Annotated in this window: 8 protein-coding genes and 1 tRNA gene; 3 read left to right on the top strand and 6 right to left on the bottom strand. The window is 56.2% G+C overall.

The genetic code is table 11. The features are described from left to right. Positions 1-36 precede the first annotated feature (36 nt). On the top strand, positions 37-570 hold the full coding sequence (gene msrA / locus ACO6VX_RS03265; protein ID WP_031594591.1) for a peptide-methionine (S)-S-oxide reductase MsrA: 534 nt from the start codon (positions 37-39) through the stop codon (positions 568-570). A gap of 264 nt (positions 571-834) precedes the next feature. Next, positions 835-922, top strand: a tRNA-Ser gene (locus tag ACO6VX_RS03260). A gap of 170 nt (positions 923-1,092) precedes the next feature. On the opposite strand, the gene phoH is transcribed toward ACO6VX_RS03260, so the two are convergent. The 5 genes from phoH to putP form a co-directional block, all read right to left on the bottom strand. Then, complete coding sequence (phoH, locus tag ACO6VX_RS03255; RefSeq protein WP_010258505.1) at positions 1,093-1,881, bottom strand: phosphate starvation-inducible protein PhoH; 789 nt, start codon at positions 1,879-1,881, stop codon at positions 1,093-1,095. 571 nt (positions 1,882-2,452) lie between these two features. Further along, positions 2,453-3,730 (bottom strand): iron uptake transporter deferrochelatase/peroxidase subunit, encoded by a 1,278-nt coding sequence (efeB, locus tag ACO6VX_RS03250; RefSeq protein WP_422457655.1) that lies wholly within the window; start codon positions 3,728-3,730, stop codon positions 2,453-2,455. A gap of 2 nt (positions 3,731-3,732) precedes the next feature. After that, positions 3,733-4,848: an iron uptake system protein EfeO gene (gene efeO / locus ACO6VX_RS03245; protein WP_061703849.1), complete on the bottom strand. Its 1,116-nt coding sequence runs from the start codon at positions 4,846-4,848 to the stop codon at positions 3,733-3,735. Between the two features lie 52 nt (positions 4,849-4,900). Continuing rightward, a complete protein-coding gene (gene efeU / locus ACO6VX_RS03240; RefSeq protein ID WP_010258496.1) occupies positions 4,901-5,725 on the bottom strand; it encodes an iron uptake transporter permease EfeU in 825 nt (274 codons plus the stop codon). Between the two features lie 189 nt (positions 5,726-5,914). Further along, positions 5,915-7,399, bottom strand: a complete 1,485-nt coding sequence (putP, locus tag ACO6VX_RS03235; protein ID WP_060680413.1) for a sodium/proline symporter PutP — start codon at positions 7,397-7,399, stop codon at positions 5,915-5,917. A gap of 451 nt (positions 7,400-7,850) precedes the next feature. On the opposite strand from putP, the gene putA reads away from it, so the two are divergent. Continuing rightward, positions 7,851-11,798 (top strand): trifunctional transcriptional regulator/proline dehydrogenase/L-glutamate gamma-semialdehyde dehydrogenase, encoded by a 3,948-nt coding sequence (gene putA / locus ACO6VX_RS03230; protein WP_422457653.1) that lies wholly within the window; start codon positions 7,851-7,853, stop codon positions 11,796-11,798. 1,499 nt (positions 11,799-13,297) lie between these two features. Here the strand turns inward: putA and ACO6VX_RS03225 are convergent. Then, positions 13,298-14,383, bottom strand: a complete 1,086-nt coding sequence (locus tag ACO6VX_RS03225; protein ID WP_010247569.1) for an acyltransferase family protein — start codon at positions 14,381-14,383, stop codon at positions 13,298-13,300. Between the last annotated feature and the right edge of the window lie 438 nt (positions 14,384-14,821).

The raw sequence follows: 14,821 nt of genomic DNA, 5'->3' as shown, positions 1-14,821 counted from the left end.
CATTCACCTCTTTCGACCTGACAGGAGTAAATTATTATGGCAATCGAATACGCAGTTATCGCTGGCGGCTGTTTCTGGTGTACCGAAGCGGTATTTAAGGATGTGATCGGCGTAGAGTCGGTGGAAAGCGGTTATACCGGTGGTGCCCGTCCTAATCCGACTTATGAGCAGGTCTGCAGCGGTGCGACCGGTCATGCAGAAGCGATCCGCATTGGCTTCGACCCGGAGAAAGTCAGCTTTGGCGATCTGCTGGATATCAGCTTTGTGACGCATGATCCGACCCAGCTTAACCGTCAGGGTAATGATATTGGCACCCAGTATCGTTCCGCCATTTTCCCGGCCAATGCAGAGCAGGAAGCGGAGGCACGCGCCGCCATTGCCCGCGCTCAGGCTGACCATGATGTGCCGGTGGTGACCACTATTGAGCCGCTGAAAGAGTGGTATCCCGCTGAAGCTTATCATCAGGATTACTGGGAAGGCGCGGGCCAGCGCAACGGCTACTGCATGGCGGTCATTCCACCGAAACTGCAGAAGCTGCGGAAAAGTTTCGCTAACAGAGTAAAGAGCTGATTCCGGCATCAGTCGGGGCAGCGTCTGACCAGTAACGAGGGTGAGAACGCCGCCCCGGTTTATTTGCTGCAATAAAACTCACCTGACCGGGCTCATCAGGATGACGGGATGTGGCCGGTAAAACGGCGGGTTTTATGCCGCAGTAAATCGATTCGTTCAGAGCTTAAGCGAATAGATCAAAAGAGAAAAATAGTGCTTGACCGTTTTCAACCGACTCCCTATAGTACCGCCCCGTTGACCCATCGCGGTCAGCGAAGTAAATCTGGTGAGGTGTCCGAGTGGCTGAAGGAGCACGCCTGGAAAGTGTGTATACGGCAACGTATCGAGGGTTCGAACCCCTCTCTCACCGCCATCTTCAAAGAAGAGCCTGAACTTTTGTTCAGGCTCTTTTTTTTGCATATTTCACTCTGAGAGAGCGTAATAACTCCCGCCGGGGAACGACCACGTGCGCAGCCGCTGCCCCACAATAAGAAAACCCGGCCGGAGCCGGGTTTGGGCGCTACACTTCTACTCAATCAAACGCTAGCTATACGCGTGCAGGGTGCGCTGACACAGCGCAGAACGCACACAATCTTCTTTGCCGAAGCGTACAATGCCAACCATCTCGTCCTCTTCGAAACGCGCCAGCGCGTCTGCGAGACCGGAAGGCACCCCAGCGGGCAAGTCGCACTGGGTAATATCGCCGTTAACAATGACCGTGACGTTTTCGCCCAGTCGGGTCAGGAACATTTTCATCTGCGCGGCGGTGACGTTCTGCGCCTCGTCCAGAATTACCACAGCATTTTCGAAAGTGCGACCACGCATATAGGCGAACGGTGCAATCTCTACCTTGGCAATTTCCGGACGCAGACAATATTGCATAAAGGATGCGCCAAGACGTTTAACCAGAATGTCATAAACCGGGCGGAAATAAGGCGCGAATTTCTCAGAAATATCGCCGGGAAGGAATCCCAGATCCTCATCTGCCTGCAGTACCGGGCGCGTAACGATAATCCTGTCGATATCCTTATTAATCAGGGCCTCAGCCGCTTTTGCGGCACTGATCCAGGTTTTACCGCACCCGGCTTCACCGGTTGCGAAGATCAGCTGTTTTCTCTCTATGGCGTTAAGATAGTGCGCCTGAGCTTCATTACGGGCTTCAATTGGCAACCGGTCACGCGTATCGCGCGCCATGCCAATGGCATCCAGTCCACTCATATGCACCAGCGAAGTGACCGACTCTTCTTCACGCTGACGATGACTTCTTGAGTCACTACGAAGCACTCTTCTTGCTTCACGACGCGCTTTGATCACTGCTTTCTGTCTTCCCATAGTGGCACCTTTCAGTTGGTTTCATTTCCTGCGTCAGGCCGGTGGCCCGTTGCGATAACGTGAACGCTTTAGAGGTTTCAGTTGGCTTCCTTTTGAGCCATGACAGGACAGGATAGTGGGTATGCAGCAGCGCAATAGCGTAGCTGAACACCGGATAAAACAGGATGCGATAAGACAAAAGAGATGGTTGAAGGAAGGAAGAAATAACGAGGCAGAATTGCCCTCGCGGTCAGGCGCAATCTATTTACTGACAGTGACTTTCCATTAAAGACTCGACCCATGCGCGAACTCCAGTGTGATACATCAACACATCCGATTACGCCTGTTTAATAAAGTGCACCATTTTGTTGGGCCTTTGCAATAGTAATTTTACCTGCTGGCAAAAGAATTGCTAATCACGTGTATGTATTTCTTTTAAGGCAAAATGTAAAAGCGTTTTATTACAGTGAATTAGCTTATTTTATATATGCCAGACCACCGCTAAAACTCAGTTTAACCTCAGTCAGCAAAGCACGAAAACCGTAAAACGTGGGCGACCAGAACAGGTACGCCCAGAGTGGTTGAATTTTAATCAGGCTTCCAGCAACGACTGCGCTAAATAATGGCTGGCGTCTGGTATACCGGGCAAAACAAAAAAGTAACCGCCGCCAAAAGGCCGGATATATTCTTCCAGCGCTTCGCCGTTCAGGCGCCGCTGCACCGTGAGAAAGCCGCGTTCCAGATCGTGCTGATAGCAGACGAACAGCAACCCCATCTCCAGCTGTCCCGATGCAGAGATACCCGCGGAGTAACTGTAGCCGCGCCGCAGCATCAGGCTGCTTGCCGTCTCTGGCGTGCGGGGGTTGGCAAGACGGATGTGCGCATCCAGCGCAATCACTTCGCCGTCCGGATCACGGGCGTAATCCGGAACGTCGCGCTCATGCTGCATCCCCAGCGGCGCGCCACTTAATTTCTCGCGACCAAAGATAGTCTGTTGCTCGCCCAGCGGCGTGCGATCCCACATTTCGACGTGAAAGCGGATTAACCGTACAGCCTGATAGCTGCCATTGCGCGCCCAGACCGGTTCGTCCTGATCGTCTGTCACCCACAGCAGTTGATTCATCAGAGCAGGGTTGTGGGTATCCGGATTGGCGGTGCCATCTTTGAAACCCAGCAGGTTGATCGGGGTCTCCTGCCCCTGACTGCGCGCGGCGTGATCGGAGATAAAGCCTTCGCGCCGCCAGCGTACGCCAAGCAGGTCAGGCGTATGCTTGATGATATCCCGCAGGGCATGAATCACCGTATCCTGAGTGTTGGCACAGAGCTGCAACAGCAGATCGCCATGACACTGACTGGCATCCAGCGAATCATTGGGAAAGCGAGTCATCGGCTGCAATTTTTTCGGTTTGTGCGGCGCCAGACCAAAGCGTTCATCAAACAGTGAATTGCCGACCGACACGGTAATCGTCAGATTATCAGGCGCGATAGTCGCCCCAAGAATGCCGGAATCCATTGGCGGCAACCGCGGATTGGTGACTACCGGTGCCGGACCGCCCATGGTCAGAAAGGCAATACGCTGGGTCAGCAACTGGAACAGACGCACCAGCTCCGTTCTATCGCTGCTGAGCAGATCAAACGCCACCAGCATCATCGATGCCTGCTGTGGCGTCGTGATACCTGCCTGATGCTGACCATAAAACGGCTGCATCTGCTGTCGGGCCTGCGGCGTAACCGTACCCGGCGAAAAGCTGTCGGCGGCGGCTGCATGGAACGGACAGCCGCCGCCCAGCGCTGCCGCGCCACCCAGCAGCCCCAGCCCTTTTAGTAACCGACGACGCGCAGGCTGCGCGTCATCTTCCTTGCGACTCATGATTAATCCAGACCCAGGGTGCCACGAAGTAATGAAAGATCTTCCGCCAGTGCGGTGATCGGTCCTTTCAGCGCGTTACGGTCGGCGCTGGTCAGTTTCTCATAGGATTCAAAACCGGTTTGGGTGCGGTACTTACTCAGGATCGCATCCACTTTTTTGAAGTTGGCGTCAACTTTAGCCAGCAACTGCGGGTTCGCTTTGCTTACCATGGGTCGCAGCAGATCGACAATTTTCTGCGCGCCATCAATATTCGCCTGGAAGTCCCACAGGTCAGTCCGGCTGTAGCGATCTTCTTCACCGGAAATTTTGCTGGAAGCGACCTCTTCAATCAGGCCGGCTGCGCCGCCGACCACTTTGGCTGGCGGGAAGGCCAGTTCGCTGATGCGCACCTGTAAATCTTTCACATCTTTATTCAGCTGCTCAGCGTAGTCCGCCATGCCTTTCGTGCTGTTATCAGCAAACAGCGCTTTCTCCAGACGGTGGAAACCGGTGAACTTAGGATCGGCCGCTTTTTTCTCATAGTCATCTTCACGGGCGTCAATGCTGCCGTCGAGATCGGAGAAGAGCTCAGCAATCGGCTCAATGCGCTCATAATACTGACGGGTCGGAGCAAACAGCGCTTTGGCTTTTTCAACGTCACCCGCTTTAACGGCGTCAGTAAAGGCCTGGGTGTTGCTCACCAGCTGTTTCACCTGATCGGTCACATAGGCTTTGTATTCGGTGATCGGGCCTTCCAGCTGCATACGTGCTGAGGTGCCACTTTTTGCCGCACCCTCACCGGCTTGCACAATCAGCTTGCCTTTTGGATTGCTCAGCAGCCCACAGGTCATCTCATATTCGCCCGCCTCCAGATTGGCGGTCAGTTTCTGACTGAAGCCCGGCGCGATATTCTCACGCTCTTCAACCACCATCACGCCTTTGAGGATCTCCCACTCCAGCGCTTTCTGGCTGTTGTTTTTAATCAGGAACTGGGTCTTACCGGCCTTGACCGTTAAGCTCATCGGCTCGCACTGCTTGTCGGTGACGCTTACGGTAACCTGAGGAACCGCCGCGGCCGCCGTTGCGGAGATTGCCAGCAGAGGAAGCAGCAGTGCCTTGCGGCGGAAACGCATTGTCATCTCTCTTTCCCTATCATGTTGCAGGCGTAAGATGCGCCCGTTAAATGTCAAATTACACAGTGGCCGACGCAGCAGAACGCGCAGGCATAAAGAACAGAATCAGCGCCGGGATCAGGTAGGCAAAGTAAACGGTCACTTCACTGACGCTTGGGGACTCCTGATAACCCAGCACCCCTTCCAGCAGGGTGCCGAACAGCGAATGGGTCGATAAGGTATTGCTGAGATCGAAGGCGACATCCTGAAAGCGATTCCATAAACCCGCTTCGTGGAAGGCGCGGATGGCGCCCGCTGCCAGACCCGCGGCGACAAACAGGATGAATACGCTGGTCCAGCGGAAGAAATGGGCCATGTTAAGACGGATACCGCCCCAGTAGAGCAGCATGCCCAGCACGACCGCGGTTGCCAGACCCAGCACTGCGCCAATCGGCGGCGCATAACCGACATCCTGGGTAAACGCCGCCAGCAGGAAGAACACCGACTCCAGCCCTTCGCGCGCCACGGCAAGAAACACCATCAGCACCAGTGCCAGACCGCCACGACCTGAGCGTTGCAGCGCCTGATCGACCGCCTGTTCAAGCTCGACCCTGATGTTGCGGGCGACTTTGCGCATCCAGAAAACCATTGAGGTGAGGATCACCACCGCAATCAACGCCACGATGCCCTCAAACAGCTCCTGCTCTTTCTGCGGGAACTCACCGGTGGTGGCATTGATGAACAGACCCAGGCCCAGACAGAGCCCGGCGGCAATAAACACGCCAGCCCACATCGCGGGAAACCATTGGGTGCGCTGGGTGCGTTTGAGATAGCTGGCTATCAGGCTGACTATCAGCGCGGCTTCAAGCCCTTCGCGCAGCATGATGAGAAAAGGAACAAACATCGCCAACCTCTTGAATGTTAAGCAGCGTCAATAAACAGTAAAATAAGGTAAAGTGTAAACGATACCGATTATCATTATCGCTGAGAAAAAAACAAGTTGCCGGTGGAGATAATTTCATCTTTGAGTGGTTTATCTTTGTAACAAAAAAGCCCGCCCCTTTCGGGACGGGCCAGGCGATTAACGCCTCGCTTATTTTGTCTGGAACTCCGCCTCTGCAGCGGCAAAGCGCTGCTGCGCTTCTGCTGATGGCTCACGGCCCATCAGCGTGAACACTACAATGGCGATGCTGGCGAAAATGAAGCCCGGGATGATTTCATACAGTCCCAGCCAGCCATACTGTTTCCACACCAGCACGGTCAGCGCACCGACGATCATGCCCGCCAGCGCACCGTTGCGGTTCATCCGCTTCCAGCAGACACCAAACAGTACTACCGGACCAAACGCCGCACCGAAGCCCGCCCAGGCGTAGCTCACCAGGCCCAGCACGCGGTTTTCCGGGTTAGCCGCCAGCGCGATCGCAATCAGCGCCACCAGCAGCACCATCAGACGCCCTACCCATACCAGCTCTTTCTGGCTGGCATTTTTACGCAGTAAGCCTTTGTAGAGATCTTCGGTCAGGGCGCTGGAGCAGACCAGCAGCTGACAGCTCAGCGTTGACATCACGGCTGCCAGGATCGCTGACAGCAGAATACCGGCAATCCACGGGTTGAACAGGATACGCGCCAGCTCGATAAAGACCCGCTCCGCATTGGCGTTAACGCCAACCGCCAGCGTCGGGTTGTTCTGGAACCAGGCGATACCGAAGAAGCCCACCGCCACGGCACCGGCCAGACAGAGCACCATCCAGGTCATACCGATACGGCGAGCGGTACGGATTGAACGATGCGAATCCGCCGCCATAAAGCGCGCCAGAATATGGGGCTGCCCGAAGTAGCCCAGGCCCCAGCCGAGCAGGGAGATCACCGCGACGAAGTTCAGTCCCTTCAGCATGTCGAGGTTTTCCAGGCTCTTCGCTTCAATCACCGCCAGCGAATCAGACCAGCCGCCGACCGCGATAATCACAAACACCGGCGTCAGGATCAGCGCAAAAATCATCAGGCTCGCCTGAACGGTATCGGTCCAGCTCACCGCCAGGAAACCGCCCACCAGCGTATAGAGAATGGTCGCCGCTGCACCCGCCCACAGAGCGGTCTGGTAACTCATACCAAAGGTGCTTTCAAACAGACGCGCACCGGCTACCACGCCTGAGGCGCAATAGATGGTGAAGAACACCAGGATCACAATGGCGGAGATCACGCGCAGGATTTTACTGTGGTCCTCAAAGCGGCTGGTAAAGAAGTCCGGCAGCGTCAGGGCGTTGTTGTGATGTTCAGTCTGAACCCGCAGGCGACCGGCCACGATTTTCCAGTTCAGCCAGGCACCGATCGTCAGGCCAATCGCAATCCAGCTTTCAGAGATACCGGAGATGAAGATCGCACCCGGTAAGCCCATCAGCAGCCAGCCGCTCATATCGGATGCACCGGCAGAGAGTGCCGTGACCACGCTACCCAGACTGCGGCCACCGAGGATGTAATCATCAAAGTTTTTGGTTGAGCGATAAGCCACAAACCCGATTAATACCATCCCAAGAATATAAACCAAAAAGGTCACCAGCAAAGGTGTACTTACACTCATCTGTCTCTCCACTTATTATTTGATATCCCAGAGAAATCGCCAGCTACCCGCCTGCCGGAACGGGGCAAAGCGGGCCGATTTTCTTCGTCAGGGCGTCACTCATTTCCCAGCGGCGCGGTATCCTGCCGGAAAGGCGTTGTGCGCACAATGGATTTAACACAGGCGTTACAGTGATTTCACTAACCGTTTGTGAAAACGTGCTCATAGGTTGCACTCGCTCACAGTTATCCGGTTGCACCGTCGTATTACCTGTCTGAAACCCGCTTTTCATCGGGTCTGCCAGCCTGGCGAGGATCTTGCAGCAATATCCGTGCCGCATTGCGGGATTTAACAATCGTCGACGTTAAAAGGGTGTTAACTGGCTCACATTTAACACGGTTGCACAAAGTTGCAACTTAAGTGATAGTGCAGCCAACGCCGTATCGAACCATTATCAAGGAGCTCTGGAGTCATGGCTACAACCACCATGGGTGTAAAACTGGATGACGCGACACGCGAGCGCATCAAACTGGCTGCGCAGCGCATCGATCGCACGCCACACTGGCTGATTAAACAGGCGATCTTTAACTACCTGGGCCAGCTGGAAACCGGCGATACCGTGCCGGAGATCCCGCTTTCTGCTCAGGCGGCCGCAGAGTCCGACGACACCCAGCCAGAGGAGACGCACCAGCCGTTCCTTGATTTCGCAGAGCAGATTTTACCTCAGTCAGTGACCCGTTCAGCGGTGACCGCCGCATGGCGTCGTCCGGAGACTGATGCGGTGCCAATGATGCTGGAACAGGCACGTTTACCGGCGGCGCTGGCAGAGAAAACCCATCAGCTGGCTTACCAGCTTGCCGACAAGCTGCGGCACCAGAAAGGGGCAACCGGACGCGCGGGCATGGTGCAGAGCCTGCTGCAGGAGTTCTCACTCTCCTCCCATGAAGGTGTGGCGCTGATGTGTCTGGCTGAAGCGCTACTGCGTATTCCCGACAAGCCAACGCGCGATGCGCTGATCCGCGACAAGATCAGCAACGGCAACTGGCAGTCACATCTGGGACGCAGCCCGTCACTGTTTGTCAACGCGGCGACCTGGGGCCTGCTGTTCACCGGCCGCCTGGTCTCGACCCACAACGAGTCGAATCTCTCAAGCTCGCTTAACCGCATTATCGGTAAGGGTGGCGAACCGCTGATCCGCAAAGGCGTGGATATGGCGATGCGTCTTATGGGCGAGCAGTTCGTCACCGGTGAAACCATTGCCGAAGCGCTGGCTAACGCCCGCAAGCTGGAAGAGAAAGGCTTCCGCTACTCCTATGACATGCTGGGCGAAGCGGCCCTGACGGCAGGCGATGCCAAAGCCTATCTGCTCTCTTATCAGCAGGCGATCCATGCCATTGGTAAAGCGTCGAATGGTCGTGGCATCTATGAAGGTCCCGGCATCTCTATCAAGCTCTCAGCACTGCATCCCCGCTACAGCCGCGCGCAGTATGAGCGCGTGATGGAAGAGCTCTACCCTATTCTGAAATCGCTGACGCTGCTGGCCCGCTCCTATGACATCGGCATCAACATCGATGCAGAAGAGGCGGACCGGCTGGAACTGTCGCAGGATTTACTGGAGAAACTCTGTTTCGAGCCAGAGCTGGAAGGCTGGAACGGCATCGGTTTTGTGATTCAGGCCTACATGAAACGCTGTCCGTTTGTGATTGATGAGCTGATCGATCTGGCGCAGCGCAGCCGCCGTCGCCTGATGATTCGTCTGGTGAAAGGCGCGTACTGGGACAGCGAAATCAAACGCGCCCAGTTGGAAGGCCTGGAAGGCTATCCGGTCTACACCCGCAAGGTTTACACCGATATCTCTTACCTGGCCTGCGCCCGCAAACTGCTGGCCGTGCCAAGCCTGATCTATCCGCAGTTCGCCACCCACAACGCCCACACCCTGGCGGCGATTTATCAGCTGGCGGGCAACAACTACTATCCCGGTCAGTATGAGTTCCAGTGCCTGCACGGCATGGGCGAACCGCTCTATGAGCAGGTGGTGGGCAAAGTGGCGGACGGCAAACTTAACCGCCCCTGCCGTATCTATGCGCCGGTCGGTACCCATGAAACCCTGCTGGCCTATCTGGTGCGCCGCCTGTTAGAAAACGGGGCCAACACCTCGTTTGTTAACCGCATTGCCGATACCTCGCTGCCGATTGATGAACTGGTGGCCGATCCGGTGAGCGCGGTGGAGAAGCTGGGTGTCAGCGAAGGTGCCATTGGTCTGCCGCATCCAAAAATCCCCCTGCCGCGCGATCTGTATGGCGATAACCGCGTTAACTCTGCGGGTCTGGATATGGCCAACGAACACCGTCTTGCCTCACTCTCCAGCGCCCTGCTGAGCAGTGCCGCACAGCCCTGCCTGGCCGAGCCGATGATCGACGGTGAAGCGGGTGCCGGCGAGTTGCGCGATATTCTGAACCCGGCAGCGCCTGGCGACCGTGTAGGTCAGGTCCGTGAAGCCACAGAGCAGGAAGTTTCTGTGGCGCTGGATGCCGCGGTAAACAGCGGGCCAATCTGGTTTGCCACACCACCGCAGGAGCGTGCCGCCATTCTGGAACGCGCCGCACAGATCATGGAAGGCCAGATGCAGCAGCTGCTTGGCATCCTGGTGCGTGAAGCGGGCAAAACCTACAACAACGCCATCGCGGAAGTGCGCGAAGCGGTTGATTTCCTCTATTACTACGCCGGAATGGTGCGTGACGATTTCGATAACGAAACCCATCGTCCGCTGGGCCCGGTGGTCTGCATCAGTCCATGGAACTTCCCGCTGGCGATCTTTACCGGTCAGATTGCGGCTGCACTGGCAGCGGGCAACAGCGTGCTGGCCAAACCGGCCGAGCAGACACCGCTGATTGCCGCACAGGCGGTTCAGATCCTGCTGGATGCGGGTGTGCCGCCAGGCGTGCTGCAACTGCTGCCAGGTCAGGGTGAAACCGTCGGTGCACAGCTGACCGGTGACGTTCGGGTGCGTGGCGTGATGTTTACCGGTTCAACTGCGGTGGCGACACTGCTGCAGCGTAATCTGGCAGGTCGCCTTGACCAGCACGGTCGTCCTGTGCCGTTGATTGCTGAGACCGGCGGGATGAATGCGATGATCGTCGACTCTTCCGCGCTGACTGAGCAGGTGGTGATCGATATCGTCGCCTCTGCCTTCGACAGTGCCGGACAGCGCTGTTCTGCCCTGCGCCTGCTCTGCATTCAGGAAGATGTCGCCGACCATACCCTGAAGATGCTGCGCGGCGCGATGGCGGAGTGCCGCATGGGCAATCCGGAACGCTTCTCGACCGACATCGGCCCGGTCATTGATGCCGAAGCGAAAGCCAATATCGATCGCCATATTCAGGCGATGCGTAATAAAGGCTTCACGGTCTATCAGGCGGTGCAGGATAACCCACAGGACAGCAAAGAGTGGAATAGCGGTACCTTTGTTAAACCGACACTGATTGAACTGGGCCAGGTCAGCGATCTGGATAAAGAGATTTTTGGCCCGGTGCTGCACGTGGTGCGTTTCACCCGCAATAACCTGCCGCAGCTGGTTGAGCAGATCAATGCGTCCGGCTATGGCCTGACGCTGGGCGTACATACCCGCATCGACGAAACGATTGCACAGGTCACGGCGAACGCCCGAGTCGGCAATCTCTACGTCAACCGCAATATGGTGGGCGCGGTGGTCGGCGTACAGCCGTTTGGTGGCGAGGGCTTATCCGGTACCGGTCCGAAAGCGGGCGGTCCGCTCTATCTTTACCGCTTGCTGGCGCATCGTCCGGATAGTGCGCTGCGTCTGACTTTTGATCGTCAGGATGCAGAACGCCCGGCGGACAGCACGCTGCGTCAGTCACTGCTGGCACCGCATCTGGCACTCAGCAACTGGGCTAAGGATAAGCCTGAACTGGCTGAACTCTGCCAGCACTATGGCGATCTGGCGCAGGCGGGCGTGGTCCGTCTGCTGCCTGGCCCGACAGGCGAGCGCAATACCTTCTCACTGTTGCCGCGTGATCAGGTGCTCTGTCTGGCTGATAACGAGCAGGATGCGTTAATCCAGCTGGCCGCGGTGACCAGCGTCGGCAGTAAAGCATTGTGGCAGGATGATGAGCTGCATCGCGCCCTGCTGGCCTCGCTGCCGGACGCAGTGAAAGCGCGCATCACGCTGGCGCGTGACCCGTTAGCGGCAGAGTTTGATGCGGTGATCTATCACGGTGATGCCGATCAGCTGCGTACCCTGTGTGAACAGATTGCCGCACGTGAAGGTGCGATTGTGTCGGTGCAGGGCTTTGCCCGCGGCGAGACCAATCTGCTGCTGGAGCGTCTGCTGATTGAGCGTTCGCTGAGTGTGAATACCGCTGCGGCAGGCGGTAATGCTAGCCTGATGACCATAGGGTAAGGGGCGTTCGCGAGATTGTTCGCTGCGCGAACGGGCTGAGGTGCGGTGCTGAAGCTGGGATGGTTCGCTGCGCGAACGGGCTATGAGAAGGTTTCGTTCGCCTGGTAAGCCAGGCAGTTTCAGATTCGCCTCTGCAGGCGACCGACAAGGGGGCGCCAGTCGCCGCGCCCCCTTGACCCCGGGCTCCGGCCTGCTTCACCGCCGCTTCGCGGTTCCTTCGCTACTTCAGGATTTCTCACGGACCAGCGGGACGCGCCATCCCTGGCGCGAACCCGCCTCTTCGCGACATCCCTGTCGCTCGTCCTGAAATCCCTCATCCGCTCAGCGGTTCTGACGGCCTCCCCACCCCTCGCTGTTATCTTTTCTTTTTATGTTGGGTTCGCTGTCGCTGTGAGTTTGGGATTGCCTCTGACTTTCGGCTCAGCACACAGAATGGCATTCCACCCGCCCGCTGTTATCTCTGCTTTTTATGTTGAGTGCTTTATCGCTGTAATTTTTTGGGATTGCCTCTGAATTTTTGCTCAGCAGACCGAATGTTATTCAACCCACCCGCTGTTATCTCTGCTTTTTATGTTGAGTGCTTTATCGCTGTGGTTTTCTGGGATTGCCTCTGACTTTCGGCTCAGCATACAGAATGGCATTCAACCCTAACCGCTGTTATCTCGTTTTCAGGTCACTAAGAGTGTTGCGGTGAGATTCCGGAATTGAGACTGGCTTTCGGGTCACCAGACAACGCTGCACTAAAGAAAACACAAAGAAATCACCGGCAGGGGTTTCCCAGAGGCGTCCGAAGCGCTGAGGAACAACCGGAGGCCAGGATGAGCCGACAGGACGTCGGCGAAAGGACGGTACGAGCCAGGGATGGCGAGTCCGGACGGTCCGTCGGCCGCAGGGCGTGACGAGGGCACCCCGCTACGCGGGGCGCGCAGGCAGCCGGACGCCGGGATTGTTAAGGGGCGGGCGTCCGCCCCTTGACGCGTCCGCCTGCACAGGCAACCTGAAACTCCCCATCGCCTGGCGGGCGTAACCCTCTCAGCGCTAACGCGCGGCTAAGTGAACTAAGACGCCCCATCGCCTTGCAGGCGAAACCGCTCAGTGCAAGCCCGCTACAAAGCGAAACCTTATGAATCTTTTCCCGCTTTCAGCGGCCGGAGCCCAGCCAGTCCGGGTGACAAACCCACCGGCAGGGGGTTTCCCAGAGGCGTCCGCAGCGCTGAGGAACAACCGGAGGCCAGGATGAGCCGACAGGACGTCGGCGAAAGGACGGCACGAGCCAGGGATGGCGAGTCCGGACGGTCCGTCGGCCGCAGGGCGTGACGAAGGCACCCCGCACAGCGGGGCGCGCAGGCAGCCGGACGCCGGGATTGTTAAGGGGCGGGCGTCCGCCCCTTGACGCGTCCGCCTGCACAGGCAACCTGAAACTCCCCATCGCCTGGCGGGCGAAACCCGCTCAGTGCAAGCCCGCTGCAAAGCGTAACTTCCCCGCTGCTAAGCGTAACTTACCCACCGCTCGCGCCGCCAGGCGCCCTTTTCATTAACGTCGGGAACACAAACAGCGACTGCCCGACTCCGCGATTGGTCAGCGACCAGATGGCAACTGAACAGAGCGAGCAAAGCCCCACAATGGCCACCGGATAGAAACAGGCCCAGAGAAACGAAAACCACGCCTGCTCGAACAGATGATGCCGCTGCGCGAACAGAATCGCAGACATACCAAAGAACTCGATAAAAATACGGTGGATGACGTAAATCTGCAGCGTATTGCGGCCAACCCAGTTGAGATAGCGCATGCTGAAGTGCTGATTCAGCCAGCGACAGGCCGCGATACTGAATAACACCGCCAGTACACACAGGAACAGACTCTTATCCAGACCGAATAGCACATGAATCCCGGCGGCTGCCGCCAGTAGCGCCCAGGGCATCAGATTTTCCCGCCGCCATTCACTCAGGCGCAGCATCGTCTGGCTCCAGAATGCCCCTAACAGGAAGAACACAAAATATTGGGCCAGGCTCTGTGGTCCCCAGAACGGGATCACTTTTTCTGCCGCCAGATAATTCAGCAGGATCGCCACCGCCACCAGGGCCAGCTTATATTGACGGAAAACTTTGGCACAGAGGAAATAGAGTCCCAGCCCATACAGATACCACGAGGTGCTCATAGCCATAAAGGTCAGCTTGAGAAACTCGAATAGCGAACCCGCATAGGCGGCATTAAGGTTCTGCGAAATACGCTGGCCGGTAATTTCAGTAGAGATACCGATAATTGACCACCACTGAATAAACCCCCACAGAATATAGAGATAAAAAAGATTGGTGATGCGACTGGTAAATACCTGCTTCCAGGGCCGGTTCAGAATGCCATTGGTCGCCAGCAATCCCGAGACAAAGAAAAAGGCGGGCATACGCAGCGGCGACAGTACCGTATTAAACTGTATCCATATTTCGGCGGGGATCCATCCGGCAGAGAGATATTTCATCGTCCCTTCAAAGCCGGGTAAAACTGTGTGGTACAGGACCACCAGTAATATGCAGGCGCCCTTAAGGGTATCTACCCACAATATCTGATCTGACTTAGTCTGGTTCATTCAATGACTCCTGCTGTGTAGGTCAGAATGCTGGAAAGTAAAAGCGAGGAAATCAGTATTGCTTTTATGATTATCCGGCAATTATTCGCCATTGAACCGGTGATGAATGTAGCGAAACTCTTAAAAGCCGCTGAGTGGCCCTGTTACCACAGTTATTTACTCAGCAGAACGTTTCCTTACACTTATTAATATCGACGCAACACACTAATTAGCAGTGCCGCAGCCTGTTTAAAGGATAATGTTGCTTCATAATTCAGAAAATATAATTAAGAGAAAGTGGCAACGGGAAAAGCCAATATATCCCCGATGAACAGAAAAGATTTGTCAGATGTGCCAAAAGGTTTAACAGCAGCAGAATTATTTATGATACTGCGCCTGTTAATAACGTGACCATAGCCATTTGCAGCTTAAAAAATGAGGGTTTTAAACAGGTTAAAA

The sequence above is a fragment of the Pantoea sp. BJFS-204 genome, assembly GCF_049310725.1.
Lineage (GTDB): Bacteria > Pseudomonadota > Gammaproteobacteria > Enterobacterales > Enterobacteriaceae > Pantoea > Pantoea agglomerans.
Note: the sequence above shows the minus strand (reverse complement) of the source record. Positions and strands in the feature narration are given on the sequence as shown.

Bases quoted from the DNA above. Each gene is read 5' to 3' on its own strand.
- phoH (WP_010258505.1), bottom strand. From the start codon at position 1,881: ATGGGAAGACAGAAAGCAGTGATCAAAGCGCGTCGTGAAGCAAGAAGA.
- putP (WP_060680413.1), bottom strand. From the start codon at position 7,399: ATGAGTGTAAGTACACCTTTGCTGGTGACCTTTTTGGTTTATATTCTT.
- efeU (WP_010258496.1), bottom strand. From the start codon at position 5,725: ATGTTTGTTCCTTTTCTCATCATGCTGCGCGAAGGGCTTGAAGCCGCG.
- efeB (WP_422457655.1), bottom strand. From the start codon at position 3,730: ATGAGTCGCAAGGAAGATGACGCGCAGCCTGCGCGTCGTCGGTTACTA.
- efeO (WP_061703849.1), bottom strand. From the start codon at position 4,848: ATGACAATGCGTTTCCGCCGCAAGGCACTGCTGCTTCCTCTGCTGGCA.
- putA (WP_422457653.1), top strand. From the start codon at position 7,851: ATGGCTACAACCACCATGGGTGTAAAACTGGATGACGCGACACGCGAG.
- ACO6VX_RS03225 (WP_010247569.1), bottom strand. From the start codon at position 14,383: ATGAACCAGACTAAGTCAGATCAGATATTGTGGGTAGATACCCTTAAG.
- msrA (WP_031594591.1), top strand. From the start codon at position 37: ATGGCAATCGAATACGCAGTTATCGCTGGCGGCTGTTTCTGGTGTACC.